We start from the raw sequence: 11,549 nt of genomic DNA on the forward strand, positions 1-11,549 counted from the left end.
CAGCCAAAGGAATCAATCATGGACGTTGTACGAAAGATCGTGACCTGGTGGCGTCAACCAATCACCCGCAAGGATCGGTGGTTTGCAGCGTTGGTCGGTGCAATGGGCGGAGTCTGGATCGGGTTGCTCATTTGCATGGTGCTTGCAGCAGGGCCGATGAGCCTGGTGGTTTGGGGCGTTTGGGCGTTGTCAGGGGCAATCACCTGCGCATTGCTGGGTGCGTTGTTCCCTCGTGTTGTCAGCGTCCTTATATTTCCGCTCACATTGCTGGGTATTGGCTGACGCTGAGCGAAGTCTAACTCCCATCAGTTGCCTCAGCCTGACCCCGGGTTTACCCTGGCCACTCATTCCCCTCTAGGAGCTTCGTCCAATGCGCCAGTAATGCCGTCGTGTCCGCACGACCTGTGATTTCCCGCCGCGGCCCCGTGCCTCGCGTTTTCACGGCATTGCCTGGAGTCATCCATGACGAACTCGTCTGTTATCGCGCTCGAGCGCGTGTCCTTTCATTTTTCCAACGGTCAGCCGCTGTTCGATGAGCTGAGCGAAACCTTCGATGCCCGTCATACAGGCTTGGTGGGGCGCAACGGCGCCGGCAAGAGCGTGCTCGGTCGCCTGCTCGCTGGGTGTTTGCAGCCGACCGCAGGGCGGATCACGGGGCAGGCGCAGATCGCCTATCTGCCCCAGGAAATCGAAGTGCCCGAAGGTGCTCGGGTGGTCGACCTGACGGGCTTCGCTGGGCCTTATGACGCGCTGCACCGGGTGAGTGAAGGGCGTATGGGCGAAGACGATATCGAGTCGCTCGAAGGCCGCTGGGATATCGCCGAGCGCCTTCAAATCGCATTGCGTGAGCAGGGCCTTGGTCATCTCTCGCTGCAAACCCCGGCTGCGATACTCAGTGGCGGTGAGCGCACGCGGGTGGCGCTGCTCGGCGTGTTTCTCGGTGGCGCCGATCTGCTGATCCTCGATGAGCCGAGCAATCATCTCGACCGCCTCAGCCGCCAGCACCTCTATCGACACTTGCAGCAGTGGCCGGGTGGCTTGCTGGTGATCAGTCATGATCGCGAACTGCTCGAAGGCATGCAGCGCATCGTCGAGCTATCGCCAGGCGGATTGCGCGCCTACGGGGGCAATTACAGCGTTTATCGAGACTGTTTATTGCGCGAGCGGCAGGCCGCCCAACATACGTTGGAGCACGCCCGTACCGAGCGCAAACGGGGTGAGCGGGCCTTGCAGGCGCAGCAGCAACGGCAACAGCGGCGTACCGCCAGCGGGGCGCGTGAGGCGCGGGACAGCAACCAGGCGCAGATCCTCCTGGGGCAGCAGAAAAGCCGCAGCGAGGCCAGCGCAGGGCGGCTGCAGCAGCGCCTGCAGGAGGCCCGTAGCGGACTCGAGGGAGCGGTGCGCGATGCCGCGACGCGGGTCGACGAGAACCTGAAAATCCAGCTGCATGGCAGTGCTGAAACCCTGCCCGAGGGCAAGCGGGTGTTGAGTCTGCGTGGCGTGCAGGCGCCGTTCTCTGGCGCCACCCTGCCGGATATCGAACTGTTCGGCCCGCGCCGGCTGGCGATCACCGGGCCCAACGGTTGTGGCAAGTCGAGCTTGCTGGCGATGTTCGCGGGGCGGCTTGCGAGCTGCGTCGGCGAGTGTCGGGTCGAGGTGCCTCTGGCCTATCTGGATCAACAGCTGTCCTGCCTGCAGGCGGTGCAGAGCGCGCTCGATCACCTGCGTCGCTGCAACCCCGAACTGCCCGAAGCCGTTGCCCGCACCCGTCTGATGCACCTGGGGCTCGATGCCCATCGGGTGCTGCTCCCCAGCGTACGGCTGAGCGGTGGTGAACGCCTCAAACTGGCGCTTGCCGGGGTGATCGATGGTCAACCGGCAGCGCCCCTGCTGCTGCTCGACGAGCCCGATAACCATATCGATCTCGACTCGCTGCTGGCCGTCGAAGCCATGCTGCGCGAATACCGCGGGGCGCTGATCGTGGTGTCTCACGACGTCGCGTTCATCGAAGCCTTGGCGATCACCGACCGCCTGCAGTGGACGACGCAGGGCTGGAAGTATCAGAGAGTCTGATCGATGAGCCGTCATTCGCTCGGGTCGAGCGCAGCGGCACCCGGGAAGCATGCCCTGGGTATCGCTGCGCTCAACGCCAGGCTACAGGGTCAGACCAGATGGCGCATGCGCACGGCGGCGTCGATCAGCATGCGTTCGGTACCCGTCCAGCCGAGGCAGCCGTCGGTGATCGATACGCCGTAGCGCAGCTCGCCGCCGAGGCTCTGGGCGCCGTCGTGCAGGTGGCTTTCGATCATCACCGCACGCAGGGCGCCGTCGCCGGCCAGGCGCTGGTCGAGCACGCTGCGCAGCACGTCGGGCTGGCGCAGCGGGTTCTTGCCGCTGTTCGCGTGGCTGCAGTCGACCATGATCCGCGGGGCTATGCCCTGGCGCTCCAGCTCGGCGCGAGCGGTGGCGACGCTGGCAGCGTCGTAGTTTGGCGCGCCGTGGCCGCCGCGCAGCACCAGGTGGGTGTCCGGGTTGCCGTGGGTCTGCACCAGCGCTGGCCGGCCGTGGCCATCGACGCCGAAGTGCTGGTGAGCATGGGCCGCCGAGCGCATGGCGTCGCAGGCGATGCCGAGGCTGCCATCGGTGCCGTTCTTGAAGCCCACCGGCATTTCCAGACCGCTTACCAGTTCACGATGCACCTGGGATTCACTGGTGCGTGCGCCAATTGCCGCCCAGCCGAGCAGGTCGTCGAAGTAGCCGGCCACCAGCGGCTGCAGGATTTCGCTGGCCAGTGGCAGGCCAAGCTCGAGCATGCGCAGCATCAGTTGTCGCGAGCGGCGCAGGCCTTCGGCCATGTCGCCGCTGCCATCCAGCGCCGGATCGTAGACCAGGCCCTTCCAGCCCACCGTGGTACGCGGCTTTTCTACGTAGGCGCGCATCACCAGCAGCAAGCGATCACCCACTCGCTGGCTGAGGGCGGCCAAGCGCTCGGCGTATTCGAGTACGGCGTCGTCGTCGTGCAGGGAGCAGGGGCCGACCACCACCAGCAGACGCGGGTCGTGACCATCGAGAATGGCGCGGATCGAGTGGCGCTGTTGCTGCACCTGGCGCGCGAGCGCGGCGGAGAGTGGCAGCTCTTCGCGCAACTGGGTGGCGCTGGGCAAGGGCGAGGTCTGGCGGCGGGTCTTGGTTTCGACTAGGTGCAGATCGGCGGATTTGGCGGTGGAGCGGGAATTGACGGCTACGGACATGGTGGTTTCCTCGGCCGGCGCGGACGTTACCGCGCGCGGCGCACTATCTGGCTCGATGGGATGTTCGATTGAGTGGATGAGCAGCGCGGCTGCCGGTAAATCGCCAGCTGTAGCGGTAATAGGTTTGGTAGGTGCTGCAGTTGATATAGGCGGTCATGGTGAAATCCTCTGTGAAAAATCGATGTACCGGAAAAAACAAAACCCCCGGTCGGGAGGCCGACCGGGGGTTTCGAGAAACTGTCTGGTGGCGACCCTGAGTTGCTAGGGCGCCTGTGGGGTATCAGGCGCGCCTGTGGCTAAACCAATACCCATAAAAATACGCAGCCGCCGCGACCACGGATGCCTGGGCACGCGCGATCACGATGCAGGCTGCATCGAGGCGGGTGCTGTTCAGGATCGGGGATGTGGACATGAAGGGCTCCGTTGAATGGGCTCGACGTTAATTCATCGCGGTGGTCGATTGCAAGCGCCGTTGGTTGAGCGCGGGCAGTGCACGGCGGGTCGCCACGGTCAGCGGCTCGGGCAGACTGTCCATCGCGAACCAGCCGATATCGCCGTGTTTTTCGGGCTCCACGTTGCGTACCTCACCCTCGAAGGCATCGGCCAGATAGACCGGCGCCAACCAGTGTTCGCCGCGCTGCGCATCGATTTGGTCGACCACGCAGAGCAACTCCAGTGACGTCAGGCGGATGGCGAGCTCTTCCTCGATCTCGCGGCGCACCGCCTGCTCGACCGGCTCCAGCCAGTCCACCTTGCCGCCGGGCAACCCCCAGCAGCCGGCTTCCGGCTCACGCAGGCGGCGCACCAGCAGCAGGCGCCCGTCCTGCACGATGGCCGCCCCACAACCCAGGCGTGGTTGCTCGCTCATCAGGTTTCCTGCCTGCCGATCCATTTGCCCACCTGCGGCGCTTCATAGCCGTTGATCGCCTTCAACAACGCGTCGATATCCTGCTCGACGATCAGCATCTCGCGGTGCGGCGCCTTGACGAAGGCTTCGTCGACCATGTGATCGAGAAACCCTGCGAGGCGGTCGTAGTAGCCGTTGATGTTGAGCAGCGCACAGGGTTTCTGGTGGTGGCCCAGTTGTGCCCAGGTCCACACCTCGAACAGCTCTTCCAGGGTGCCGACGCCCCCCGGCAGGGCGATGAAACCATCGGACAATTCGGCCATCAGCGCCTTGCGCTGGTGCATGGAGTCGACGATTCGCAGGTCATCGAGGCCGGTGTGGGCCACTTCCTTTTCCCACAGCGAACGCGGGATCACGCCGATCACCTCGCCACCGGCCTCAAGCGCCGCGTCGGCCACGGCGCCCATCAGGCCGACGGACGCGCCGCCATACACCAGGCCGATGCCGGCTTTGGCGAGCGTTTGGCCGAGGCGGGTAGCCGCCTCGATATAGACGGGATTGGTGCCCGCATTGGAACCGCAGAAAATGCACAGGCGCATCTGAGTCTCCCTGGATAAATCGCACGCGACAGCATCGCGAAACCGCCGACCATAGCAGATGAGCTGGGTGGGATTCGACCGCCCGCTGCTACAATGGCGGCTTTGCTCAGCCGGATTGCGCCATGACCGATAACGCCCACTTCCCTCTTGCCGCCGTGGTCGGTGCCGACTCGCTGAAGTTGGCGCTGTGCCTGGTGGCGGTCGATCCGGCAATCGGCGGGGTGCTGATCGAAGGCCCGCGGGGCATGGCCAAATCGACCCTGGCCCGCGGCCTGGCCGAGCTGCTGGAGAGTGGCGTGTTCGTTACCCTGCCGCTGGGCGCCAGCGAGGAGCGCATCGTCGGTACGCTCGATCTGGACGCTGCCCTTGGCGAAAGCCGCGCGCAGTTCTCGCCCGGCCTGCTGAGCAAGGCCGATGGTGGGGTGCTGTATGTCGATGAAGTCAATCTGCTGCCCGATCATCTGGTCGATCTGCTGCTCGATGCGGCGGCGAGTGGCGTCAATCATGTCGAGCGTGACGGTATCTCTCATCGCCACAGTGCGCGCTTCATCCTGATCGGCACCATGAACGCCGAAGAGGGCGAACTGCGCCCGCAACTGCTCGACCGCTTCGGCCTCAACCTTGCACTAGACGGCCAGCCGCAACCGGGGGCGCGGGCCGACATCGTCCGCCGCCGCTTGGCCTTCGATGCCGATCCCCAGGCGTTCATCGCCCAGTGGGGCGAGCAGCAGGCGGCACTGGCCGAGCGTTGCGAGCAGGCGCGTGCTCAGGTAGCGCGCATTGCACTCGACGATCAGGCGCTGGAGGCGATCACCGGACGCTGTTTCGAGGCAGGTGTCGATGGCTTGCGCGCCGACCTGGTCTGGCTGCGCGCGGCCCGTGCCCACGCGGCCTGGCGTGGCGCGACTGGTATCGAGCCTGTGGATATCGATGCGGTTGAGGACTTCGTGCTGCGCCATCGCCGTCGGCACACCCCGCCCCGGCAGCAGGCTCAGCCGCCGGCCAGCCCCTCCCGCCCAGGCGCCGAGCGAGCAGCCAACAGCGGGCGAAGGCCAGTGGGGCGAGCTGCCGCCGCAAGCGCAAACTACCGGCGAGCGCCGTGAACCGCCGCGCTGGGCAAAAAAGCCCTGAGCATCCCCCCGCGCGCCAGAGCGGGGATGGATGCGAAGCCGGCTCCCGGCAAACAGGCACATGGCCGCAGCGGCGCCAGGCAACGCGGCGCGAGCGGCGCTATCGACTGGCTCGCCACCTTGTTGCAAGGCAAGCCAAAGCGCCGTGCGGATTTACAGCGCCAGCCCCGAAGTAGCGCACCCGCGCAGCTGTGGCTGATCGTCGTCGATGCCTCGGCCTCGACCCGTCGCCACGGTGCGCTGAGCAAGGCCAAGGGATTGCTTGCCGAGCTGTTCGAACGGGCCTACCGCGAGCGAGCGCGGATCGCCGTGGTCGACGCCCAGGGCGCGCGACCTCAATGGCATTGGCAGGGTCAGAAAGCGTCCGGCGCCCTGCAGCAGTGGTTGGCGGAGCTCGGCGCTGGCGGCGGCAGCCCGTTGATCCCGGCATTGCAGGAAGCCCATGGTTGGCTGCAGCGGCGTCAGCGCCTCAAGCCGGGCGAGGCGCAACGCCTGCTGGTGGTCACCGACGGGCGTTTGCGCGAATGGCCAGCGCTGCCGCCCAGCCCCTGTCCGGCGACACTGGTGGATATCGAATGCGCGCCGATCCGTCTGGGCCGTGCCGTGCAACTGGCAGATGAGTTCGGCGCCGAGTACCGACATATCGACGCGCTGAGCCCTGTGGCACGGCGCTGATCGCCTGGTGCGCCATGGCTCTTCAGTGGTTGCGCTTTCGTTTCGACAACTGATCGGCAAACTCGAGATTTTTCTGTTCGGCATCGGATGGCCAAGGGCCATGTTCGCGTAGAATGGCAGGCTTCTTCCTGCCTGAGCCTGCGCCAGCATGCACACCCTCGATCAATTGCGTGCCGGCCAGCTTCATGGCATTACCCGCCTCGACCTGTGCGCCTCGCTGGAGCAGTTTCCCGAGGAAATCTTCGCGCTGGCCGACAGCCTCGAAGTGCTCAATCTGAGTGGCAACCGGCTGAGCGATCTGCCCCACGACCTGCACCGGCTGCATCGTCTGCAGGTGCTGTTCTGCTCCAACAATCACTTCGCACACGTGCCGGAGTCTGTCGGCCGCTGCCAGTCGCTGCGCATGGTCGGCTTCAAGTCCAATCGCATCAGTGAACTGTCCGCCAAGGCGTTACCACCGCGCTTGCGCTGGTTGATCCTCACCGACAATTGTCTGGAGAGCCTGCCTGAAGCGCTCGGCGACTGCGTCGACTTGCAGAAGCTGATGCTCGCCGGCAATCGCCTGAGTGCATTGCCCGTTAGCCTGGCGCGCCTGGATAAGCTGGAGCTGCTGCGTATCGCCGCCAATCGATTGCCCGTCTTGCCGGATGCGTTGCTGGAGTTGCCGCGTCTGGCCTGGCTGGCCTACGCCGGTAATCCCTTCGACAGCAGCGCCGCGTTCGAATACCTGGCGCCCGAGGTATCGTGGCATGAGTTGCAGGTGGGTGGGGTGCTGGGTCAGGGCGCTTCCGGCGTCATTCACCATGCCAGCTGGCAGCAGCCTGATGGCTCGTCAAAGGCCGTGGCGCTCAAGCTGTTCAAAGGCCAGATGACCAGCGACGGTACCCCGGACAGCGAAATGCGCGCCTGCCTCGCCGCCGGGCGTCATCCGAACCTGATCGACGTGCTCGGGCGCCTGGGTGAACATCCAGAGGGCGAGCAAGGGCTACTGATGAGCCTGGTCGACCCGCGATTCAGCAGCCTGGCCGGGCCGCCGAGCCTGGAAAGCTGCAGCCGTGATATCTATCCGTCGGGTTGGCAGGTGCCCTTCGCACAGGCGTTGCGGGTCGTCAGCGGCATCGCCTCGGCGTTGCGTCACCTGCATGCACAGGGCATCACCCACGGCGACCTCTACGGCCACAATATCCTGCTCGACGAGGTCGGCGAGGTGTTGCTCGGCGACTTCGGCGCGGCTTCGTTCCAGCCCCAGTCGGCTGCTTGGCAATACGCGAACCTGCAGCGCATCGAGGTGCGCGCGTTTGGCATTCTGCTCGAAGAGTTGCTCATCCGCAGCGAGGTGCCCGCGCTCTACGCTGCGCTGCTGGAAGAGCTGGTGATGCGCTGCCAGCAGGCGCAGGTCAGTGCTCGGCCGGACTTCATCGAGATCGATACGACGCTGACCCGCCTGCTTGCCATGCAGTCGGCTAACCATGATGAATCGAGCGCAGGCGTCGAGACGGATTTGCTGCCGATCTGATTTCACCTTGTCATTCGGTGTAGCGCAGCACCAGCAGCTCGCGGTTTTCGATACTGTCCGCGAACAGTGCCCGAACCTGCGCCCCGTTGTCCTCGCGGGCATACAGGCGGCTCAGCAGATCGAGCAGGCTGGCGGTCTGCGCCTGATCCAGGGCCCGTGAGCGACGAAAGGCGATAAGGCTGGCGCCGATGCCGAACAGGGCATAGCCGTAGTGGTTTTCCAGATGCTCGGCCAGGCGAAAATTCTCCTGAGGCGACAGGTCGCTGGAAAAGTAGCCATTGGCGAAACCGTAGATGGCCTCGCAGGCGCGCTGCACGGGAATCCGCAGCAGATAGCATTCGTCATCGAGCACCGAGAGCAGGTCGGTATTGGCAGCCACCAGGTCGGCGAGGCTGTCGTCATCCACACGCAGGTCCTTGGCGAACAGGTCGTCGAAGGAGGTTTCCTGCAGTTTGCGTTCGACACCCAGGCGACGAATGTGCAGGCGTTGTTGCAGCGACAGGTCGTCCCGTGGATAGCCATCTTCCAGCCAGCTTGCGGCGATCCCCGCCTCCTGCAGCCAGTCGCCGCTGTCGAGATCATGGCGGTTGCTCGCATGCATCGCGGTGTAGAGCGCCTGTCCCAGATCATCCAGGGTGAACAGATGGCGATGCCCGTTGGGCACATCGTCATAGGCGCTCAGCAGCCCTTCCAGCGAGGCCGGCTGGTGCAGCCGGAAGCATTGGCCGAGCAGGCGGCCGTCGGGTTCATGTACGGGATCGAGTCGCATGGGGGCACCCATTGGAACGAGGAGGTGCTCCATCATAGCGTCCCCTTACCGCCCGGCGCCCGCTCAGTGCCTGGCTTGCGAGGGGGAAACCCGTACTGGCGCTTGAAGGCGGCGCTGAAACTGCTGAGGTGTTCGTAGCCGGCCAGGTTGGCAGCGTCTTCGATCGACAGTGATTGCTGGCAGATGGCGTGATAAGCCTGCTCCAGACGGCGCCTGCGCAGATAAGCGGCGATGGTGATGCCGTTGCGGCTGCGGAAGGCGTTCTGTAGATCGACCGGGTTGGTGCCGAGCTGGCGAGCCATGTCGGCGATGCTGAGGTCGTTCGCTTCGCCACTGTCGAGCCAATCCCTGAGGCGCAGCAGGCAGCGCTCGAGGTGGCTGCCGAGGCGTTTCTCCGGCGGCGCATCGATGCCGCGCAGGATGTCGCTGGCCAGGTCGAGAGCGAAGCTTTCCCGTTGCAGGCGCTGCAGCAGCGGCGGCAAGCCGGCGTCACGTTCGAGCAACTGGTGGGCACGCTGCAAGATATCCACAGACGGTTGCCAGAGCAGGCTTTGCCAGTGGCTGCGGCTGAAACGCAGCAGGTTGTCACTGCGTAACTGGCTGCCGAGGGCGAAGTGCTGCAGCCAGTCGGGGCTGATACTCAGGCACACTTTGGTTTCCTGACGCTCGCTTTGCCAATGGCGCTGGAACTGGTCGGCAGCGGTCAGGTTGACCAGCATGGCGCGCTGGCCGCCAGGGCGGGCGTCGAAGTGCAGGCGCTGGCGCGGCAGGCTGACCTCGGCCTCGCCGCTGAGCAGGAAGGCTGCAGTGATCCCCGGAGCCAGGCGGTTGTCGCTGCTGGTGTCGACCAGGTCGCGGCTCTGGCTGAAGTACAGCACCAGGCCATCGCTCAGCACCTGCACCTGTTGCTCGCCATCGAGCACCGGCTGCTCGCCCGGTAGCTCGCGCTGGAAATGCAGGTTACCGCCCAGAGTATGGGCGACGTCGCTGAGCTGGCCGCAGGTGAAGACCGTCATGGCGGGCTCCGATGGAAGTTTGCTTGTGGCTAAGTTTTCCTTGTTTTCACCTAAGCGGGCAAGCTTGTTCGGAATTATTCTCATGTGCAATGTATTTGCAGCCTCCCGGGCTGCATCAGGATCGCTCAGAGGAATACTGCGGCAATGGGTTTGTTCATTACGGAAACGGCCGTGGTCGAGGCCGTCTTCGCAGACGACGTCAGCCTCGACGACATTCGCGATTGGTTGGTGCATATCGAGCGCCTGATCGCTCGCCGGCAGCCGTTCTACTTCATCTCCAGCACCCAGGCCGGTGCCATTCTGGCCGAGGGTTATCGCGCCGTGCAGGGCGCTTGGTACAAACGCCACAAGGCGAATTTCCAGACCTGCTGCCGTGGGCTGGTGCGTATCGCCGCTGACGCCGAAGAGCGCCAGCGCCTAGATACCCCGGCGCTCCACGCCGCCTGGGGCGTGCCTTATTTCGTGACCCTGCAACGTGAGCAGGGTTTTCAATGGATCGCCGAGCGCATGGTGAGCGATGCAACAGTCCAATGACTTCACGCCGGTAACGCGGCTGAGCCTGGCGGTCATCGTCGTGCTCTACCTGGCTCACGCGTTACCGCTGTATTTCTTCAACGTGGCGCTGCCTGCCATCCTGCGCAGCCAAGGCGTCGATCTGCGCTGGATCGGCATGCTTGCCCTGCTGTACATCCCCTGGGCCTTCAAGTTTCTTTGGGCGCCGCTGGTCGACCGCTACTACCTGCATGCACTCGGCCGGCGCCGCACCTGGCTGTGGCTGACCCAGGCGGCGCTGGTGGTCGGCCTGCTGGCTTTGGCGGTGACCGGGCTGGAACACGGCCTGCTGCTGTTCGTGCTGATCGGCCTGTGGATATCTACCTTCGCCGCGACTCAGGACATCGCCATCGACGGCTATACGGTCGAGTCGCTGGCAACCGAGGAGCACCGCCTGGGCAGCATGGCGCAGAGCATGGGCGTGGCGCTGGGCAGCATGCTCGGCGGTGCCGGCGTGCTCTGGCTGTATCAGGCCGCTGGCTGGCAGATCGCGCTGCTGACACTGGCAGCGATGGCCGCACTGCCCATGCTGGCAGTGGCACGCGTCGAAGAACGTCATTCGCCGGCCGCCGAGCGACCCAGCTTCATCCACACGTTCCGACGCCCGGAAATGCGCTGGGCGCTGTTGCTGATCCTGCTCTACCGGGCGGTCGAAGCGCCGGCCATGGCCATGCTCACGCCGCTGCTGGTGCACCAGCAGTGGTCGCTGGCGCAGATCGGTGTGCTGATGTCGGTGGCCGGTGCCAGCATCGGCCTGTTGGCGGCGGTGCTGACCGCCAGGGCGCTGAAGAACCAGGCGCCCGAGGTGTTGCTGATTCGCGCCGGCTGGTGGCGCAGCGGCATCTACCTGCTGCTCGCCGCGTTGCTGGCCAGCGGCCTGGCTGCCACCTCAACGCCCTGGCTCGGCCTGGTGGTGCTGGCCACTCTGGCACTGCGCTACATGGCGATGACCAGCCTCTATGCACTGTTCATGCGCCTGTGTTCGCGCCAGCAGGCCGGTACCGACTTCACCGTGCTGGTGTGCTTCGAGTTGCTGGTGTTCTTCATCGGCGGCTCGCTGTCCGGGTTCCTGGCCAAGGGGCTGGGTTACGAAACCTATTACCTGCTGCTGGGGGGCCTGTCGGTGCTCAGCATGCTGGTCTGCAAACCGCTCATCAAAAAACTCTCTTCCGGCTTCGCTTCGTAACTTATCCA

The 11,549-nt window shown here is 64.9% G+C and carries 12 protein-coding genes and 1 pseudogene; 7 read left to right on the top strand and 6 right to left on the bottom strand.

Translation table 11 applies throughout. The features are described 5' to 3' along the window. The first annotated feature begins 18 nt into the window (after window positions 1-18). Both K5Q02_RS04785 and K5Q02_RS04790 read left to right on the top strand, forming a co-directional pair. Window positions 19-282 (top strand): hypothetical protein, encoded by a 264-nt coding sequence (locus K5Q02_RS04785; RefSeq protein ID WP_225836929.1) that lies wholly within the window; start codon window positions 19-21, stop codon window positions 280-282. Between the two features lie 180 nt (window positions 283-462). After that, complete coding sequence (locus K5Q02_RS04790; RefSeq protein WP_225836931.1) at window positions 463-2,073, top strand: ATP-binding cassette domain-containing protein; 1,611 nt, start codon at window positions 463-465, stop codon at window positions 2,071-2,073. A gap of 89 nt (window positions 2,074-2,162) precedes the next feature. On the opposite strand, the gene K5Q02_RS04795 is transcribed toward K5Q02_RS04790, so the two are convergent. The 4 genes from K5Q02_RS04795 to K5Q02_RS04805 form a co-directional block, all read right to left on the bottom strand. Then, entirely contained in the window at window positions 2,163-3,251 is a 1,089-nt protein-coding gene (locus tag K5Q02_RS04795; protein WP_225836933.1) for a 3-deoxy-7-phosphoheptulonate synthase, read from the bottom strand. A 280-nt stretch (window positions 3,252-3,531) separates the two neighbouring features. Further along, window positions 3,532-3,663 carry a hypothetical protein gene (locus K5Q02_RS24330; RefSeq protein WP_268945248.1) on the bottom strand — a complete coding sequence of 44 codons (132 nt, stop codon included), beginning with the start codon at window positions 3,661-3,663 and terminating at the stop codon, window positions 3,532-3,534. A 27-nt stretch (window positions 3,664-3,690) separates the two neighbouring features. Then, window positions 3,691-4,119 (bottom strand): NUDIX hydrolase, encoded by a 429-nt coding sequence (locus K5Q02_RS04800; RefSeq protein WP_225836936.1) that lies wholly within the window; start codon window positions 4,117-4,119, stop codon window positions 3,691-3,693. After that, on the bottom strand, window positions 4,119-4,697 hold the full coding sequence (locus tag K5Q02_RS04805; RefSeq protein WP_225836938.1) for a TIGR00730 family Rossman fold protein: 579 nt from the start codon (window positions 4,695-4,697) through the stop codon (window positions 4,119-4,121). The genes K5Q02_RS04800 and K5Q02_RS04805 overlap by 1 nt, the downstream gene beginning before the upstream one ends. Window positions 4,698-4,819: 122 nt before the next feature. Between K5Q02_RS04805 and K5Q02_RS04810 the strand changes: the two are divergent. The 3 genes and pseudogenes from K5Q02_RS04810 (at window position 4,820) to K5Q02_RS04820 (ending at window position 8,018) form a co-directional block, all read left to right on the top strand. Further along, window positions 4,820-5,828 (top strand): annotated as a pseudogene (locus K5Q02_RS04810) (ATP-binding protein). Between the two features lie 26 nt (window positions 5,829-5,854). Then, window positions 5,855-6,502 (top strand): vWA domain-containing protein, encoded by a 648-nt coding sequence (locus K5Q02_RS04815; protein ID WP_225836952.1) that lies wholly within the window; start codon window positions 5,855-5,857, stop codon window positions 6,500-6,502. Between the two features lie 148 nt (window positions 6,503-6,650). Then, a complete protein-coding gene (locus tag K5Q02_RS04820) occupies window positions 6,651-8,018 on the top strand; it encodes a leucine-rich repeat-containing protein kinase family protein (protein ID WP_225836953.1) in 1,368 nt (455 codons plus the stop codon). Between the two features lie 10 nt (window positions 8,019-8,028). On the opposite strand, the gene K5Q02_RS04825 is transcribed toward K5Q02_RS04820, so the two are convergent. Continuing rightward, window positions 8,029-8,787, bottom strand: a complete 759-nt coding sequence (locus tag K5Q02_RS04825) for a hypothetical protein (protein ID WP_225836954.1) — start codon at window positions 8,785-8,787, stop codon at window positions 8,029-8,031. Between the two features lie 32 nt (window positions 8,788-8,819). After that, complete coding sequence (locus K5Q02_RS04830; RefSeq protein ID WP_225836955.1) at window positions 8,820-9,803, bottom strand: helix-turn-helix transcriptional regulator; 984 nt, start codon at window positions 9,801-9,803, stop codon at window positions 8,820-8,822. 144 nt (window positions 9,804-9,947) lie between these two features. Here K5Q02_RS04830 and K5Q02_RS04835 point away from each other — a divergent pair, with 144 nt between their 5' ends. After that, a complete protein-coding gene (locus K5Q02_RS04835; protein WP_225836956.1) occupies window positions 9,948-10,337 on the top strand; it encodes a hypothetical protein in 390 nt (129 codons plus the stop codon). Continuing rightward, the gene (locus K5Q02_RS04840) at window positions 10,321-11,541 is read left to right on the top strand and encodes an MFS transporter (protein WP_225836957.1); all 1,221 of its coding nucleotides are present in this window, start codon (window positions 10,321-10,323) and stop codon (window positions 11,539-11,541) included. Before K5Q02_RS04835 ends, K5Q02_RS04840 begins: the two co-directional genes overlap by 17 nt. The last annotated feature ends 8 nt before the right edge of the window (window positions 11,542-11,549 follow it).

Origin of the sequence: Pseudomonas sp. MM211, assembly GCF_020386635.1 — a bacterium.
Taxonomy (GTDB): Bacteria; Pseudomonadota; Gammaproteobacteria; order Pseudomonadales; family Pseudomonadaceae; genus Aquipseudomonas.

What these genes read in the sequence shown, in the direction of transcription:
- K5Q02_RS04785 (WP_225836929.1), top strand. Translation starts at nt 19, where the DNA reads ATGGACGTTGTACGAAAGATCGTGACCTGGTGGCGTCAACCAATCACC.
- K5Q02_RS04790 (WP_225836931.1), top strand. Translation starts at nt 463, where the DNA reads ATGACGAACTCGTCTGTTATCGCGCTCGAGCGCGTGTCCTTTCATTTT.
- K5Q02_RS04795 (WP_225836933.1), bottom strand. Translation starts at nt 3,251, where the DNA reads ATGTCCGTAGCCGTCAATTCCCGCTCCACCGCCAAATCCGCCGATCTG.
- K5Q02_RS24330 (WP_268945248.1), bottom strand. Translation starts at nt 3,663, where the DNA reads ATGTCCACATCCCCGATCCTGAACAGCACCCGCCTCGATGCAGCCTGC.
- K5Q02_RS04800 (WP_225836936.1), bottom strand. Translation starts at nt 4,119, where the DNA reads ATGAGCGAGCAACCACGCCTGGGTTGTGGGGCGGCCATCGTGCAGGAC.
- K5Q02_RS04805 (WP_225836938.1), bottom strand. Translation starts at nt 4,697, where the DNA reads ATGCGCCTGTGCATTTTCTGCGGTTCCAATGCGGGCACCAATCCCGTC.
- K5Q02_RS04815 (WP_225836952.1), top strand. Translation starts at nt 5,855, where the DNA reads ATGGATGCGAAGCCGGCTCCCGGCAAACAGGCACATGGCCGCAGCGGC.
- K5Q02_RS04820 (WP_225836953.1), top strand. Translation starts at nt 6,651, where the DNA reads ATGCACACCCTCGATCAATTGCGTGCCGGCCAGCTTCATGGCATTACC.
- K5Q02_RS04825 (WP_225836954.1), bottom strand. Translation starts at nt 8,787, where the DNA reads ATGCGACTCGATCCCGTACATGAACCCGACGGCCGCCTGCTCGGCCAA.
- K5Q02_RS04830 (WP_225836955.1), bottom strand. Translation starts at nt 9,803, where the DNA reads ATGACGGTCTTCACCTGCGGCCAGCTCAGCGACGTCGCCCATACTCTG.
- K5Q02_RS04835 (WP_225836956.1), top strand. Translation starts at nt 9,948, where the DNA reads ATGGGTTTGTTCATTACGGAAACGGCCGTGGTCGAGGCCGTCTTCGCA.
- K5Q02_RS04840 (WP_225836957.1), top strand. Translation starts at nt 10,321, where the DNA reads ATGCAACAGTCCAATGACTTCACGCCGGTAACGCGGCTGAGCCTGGCG.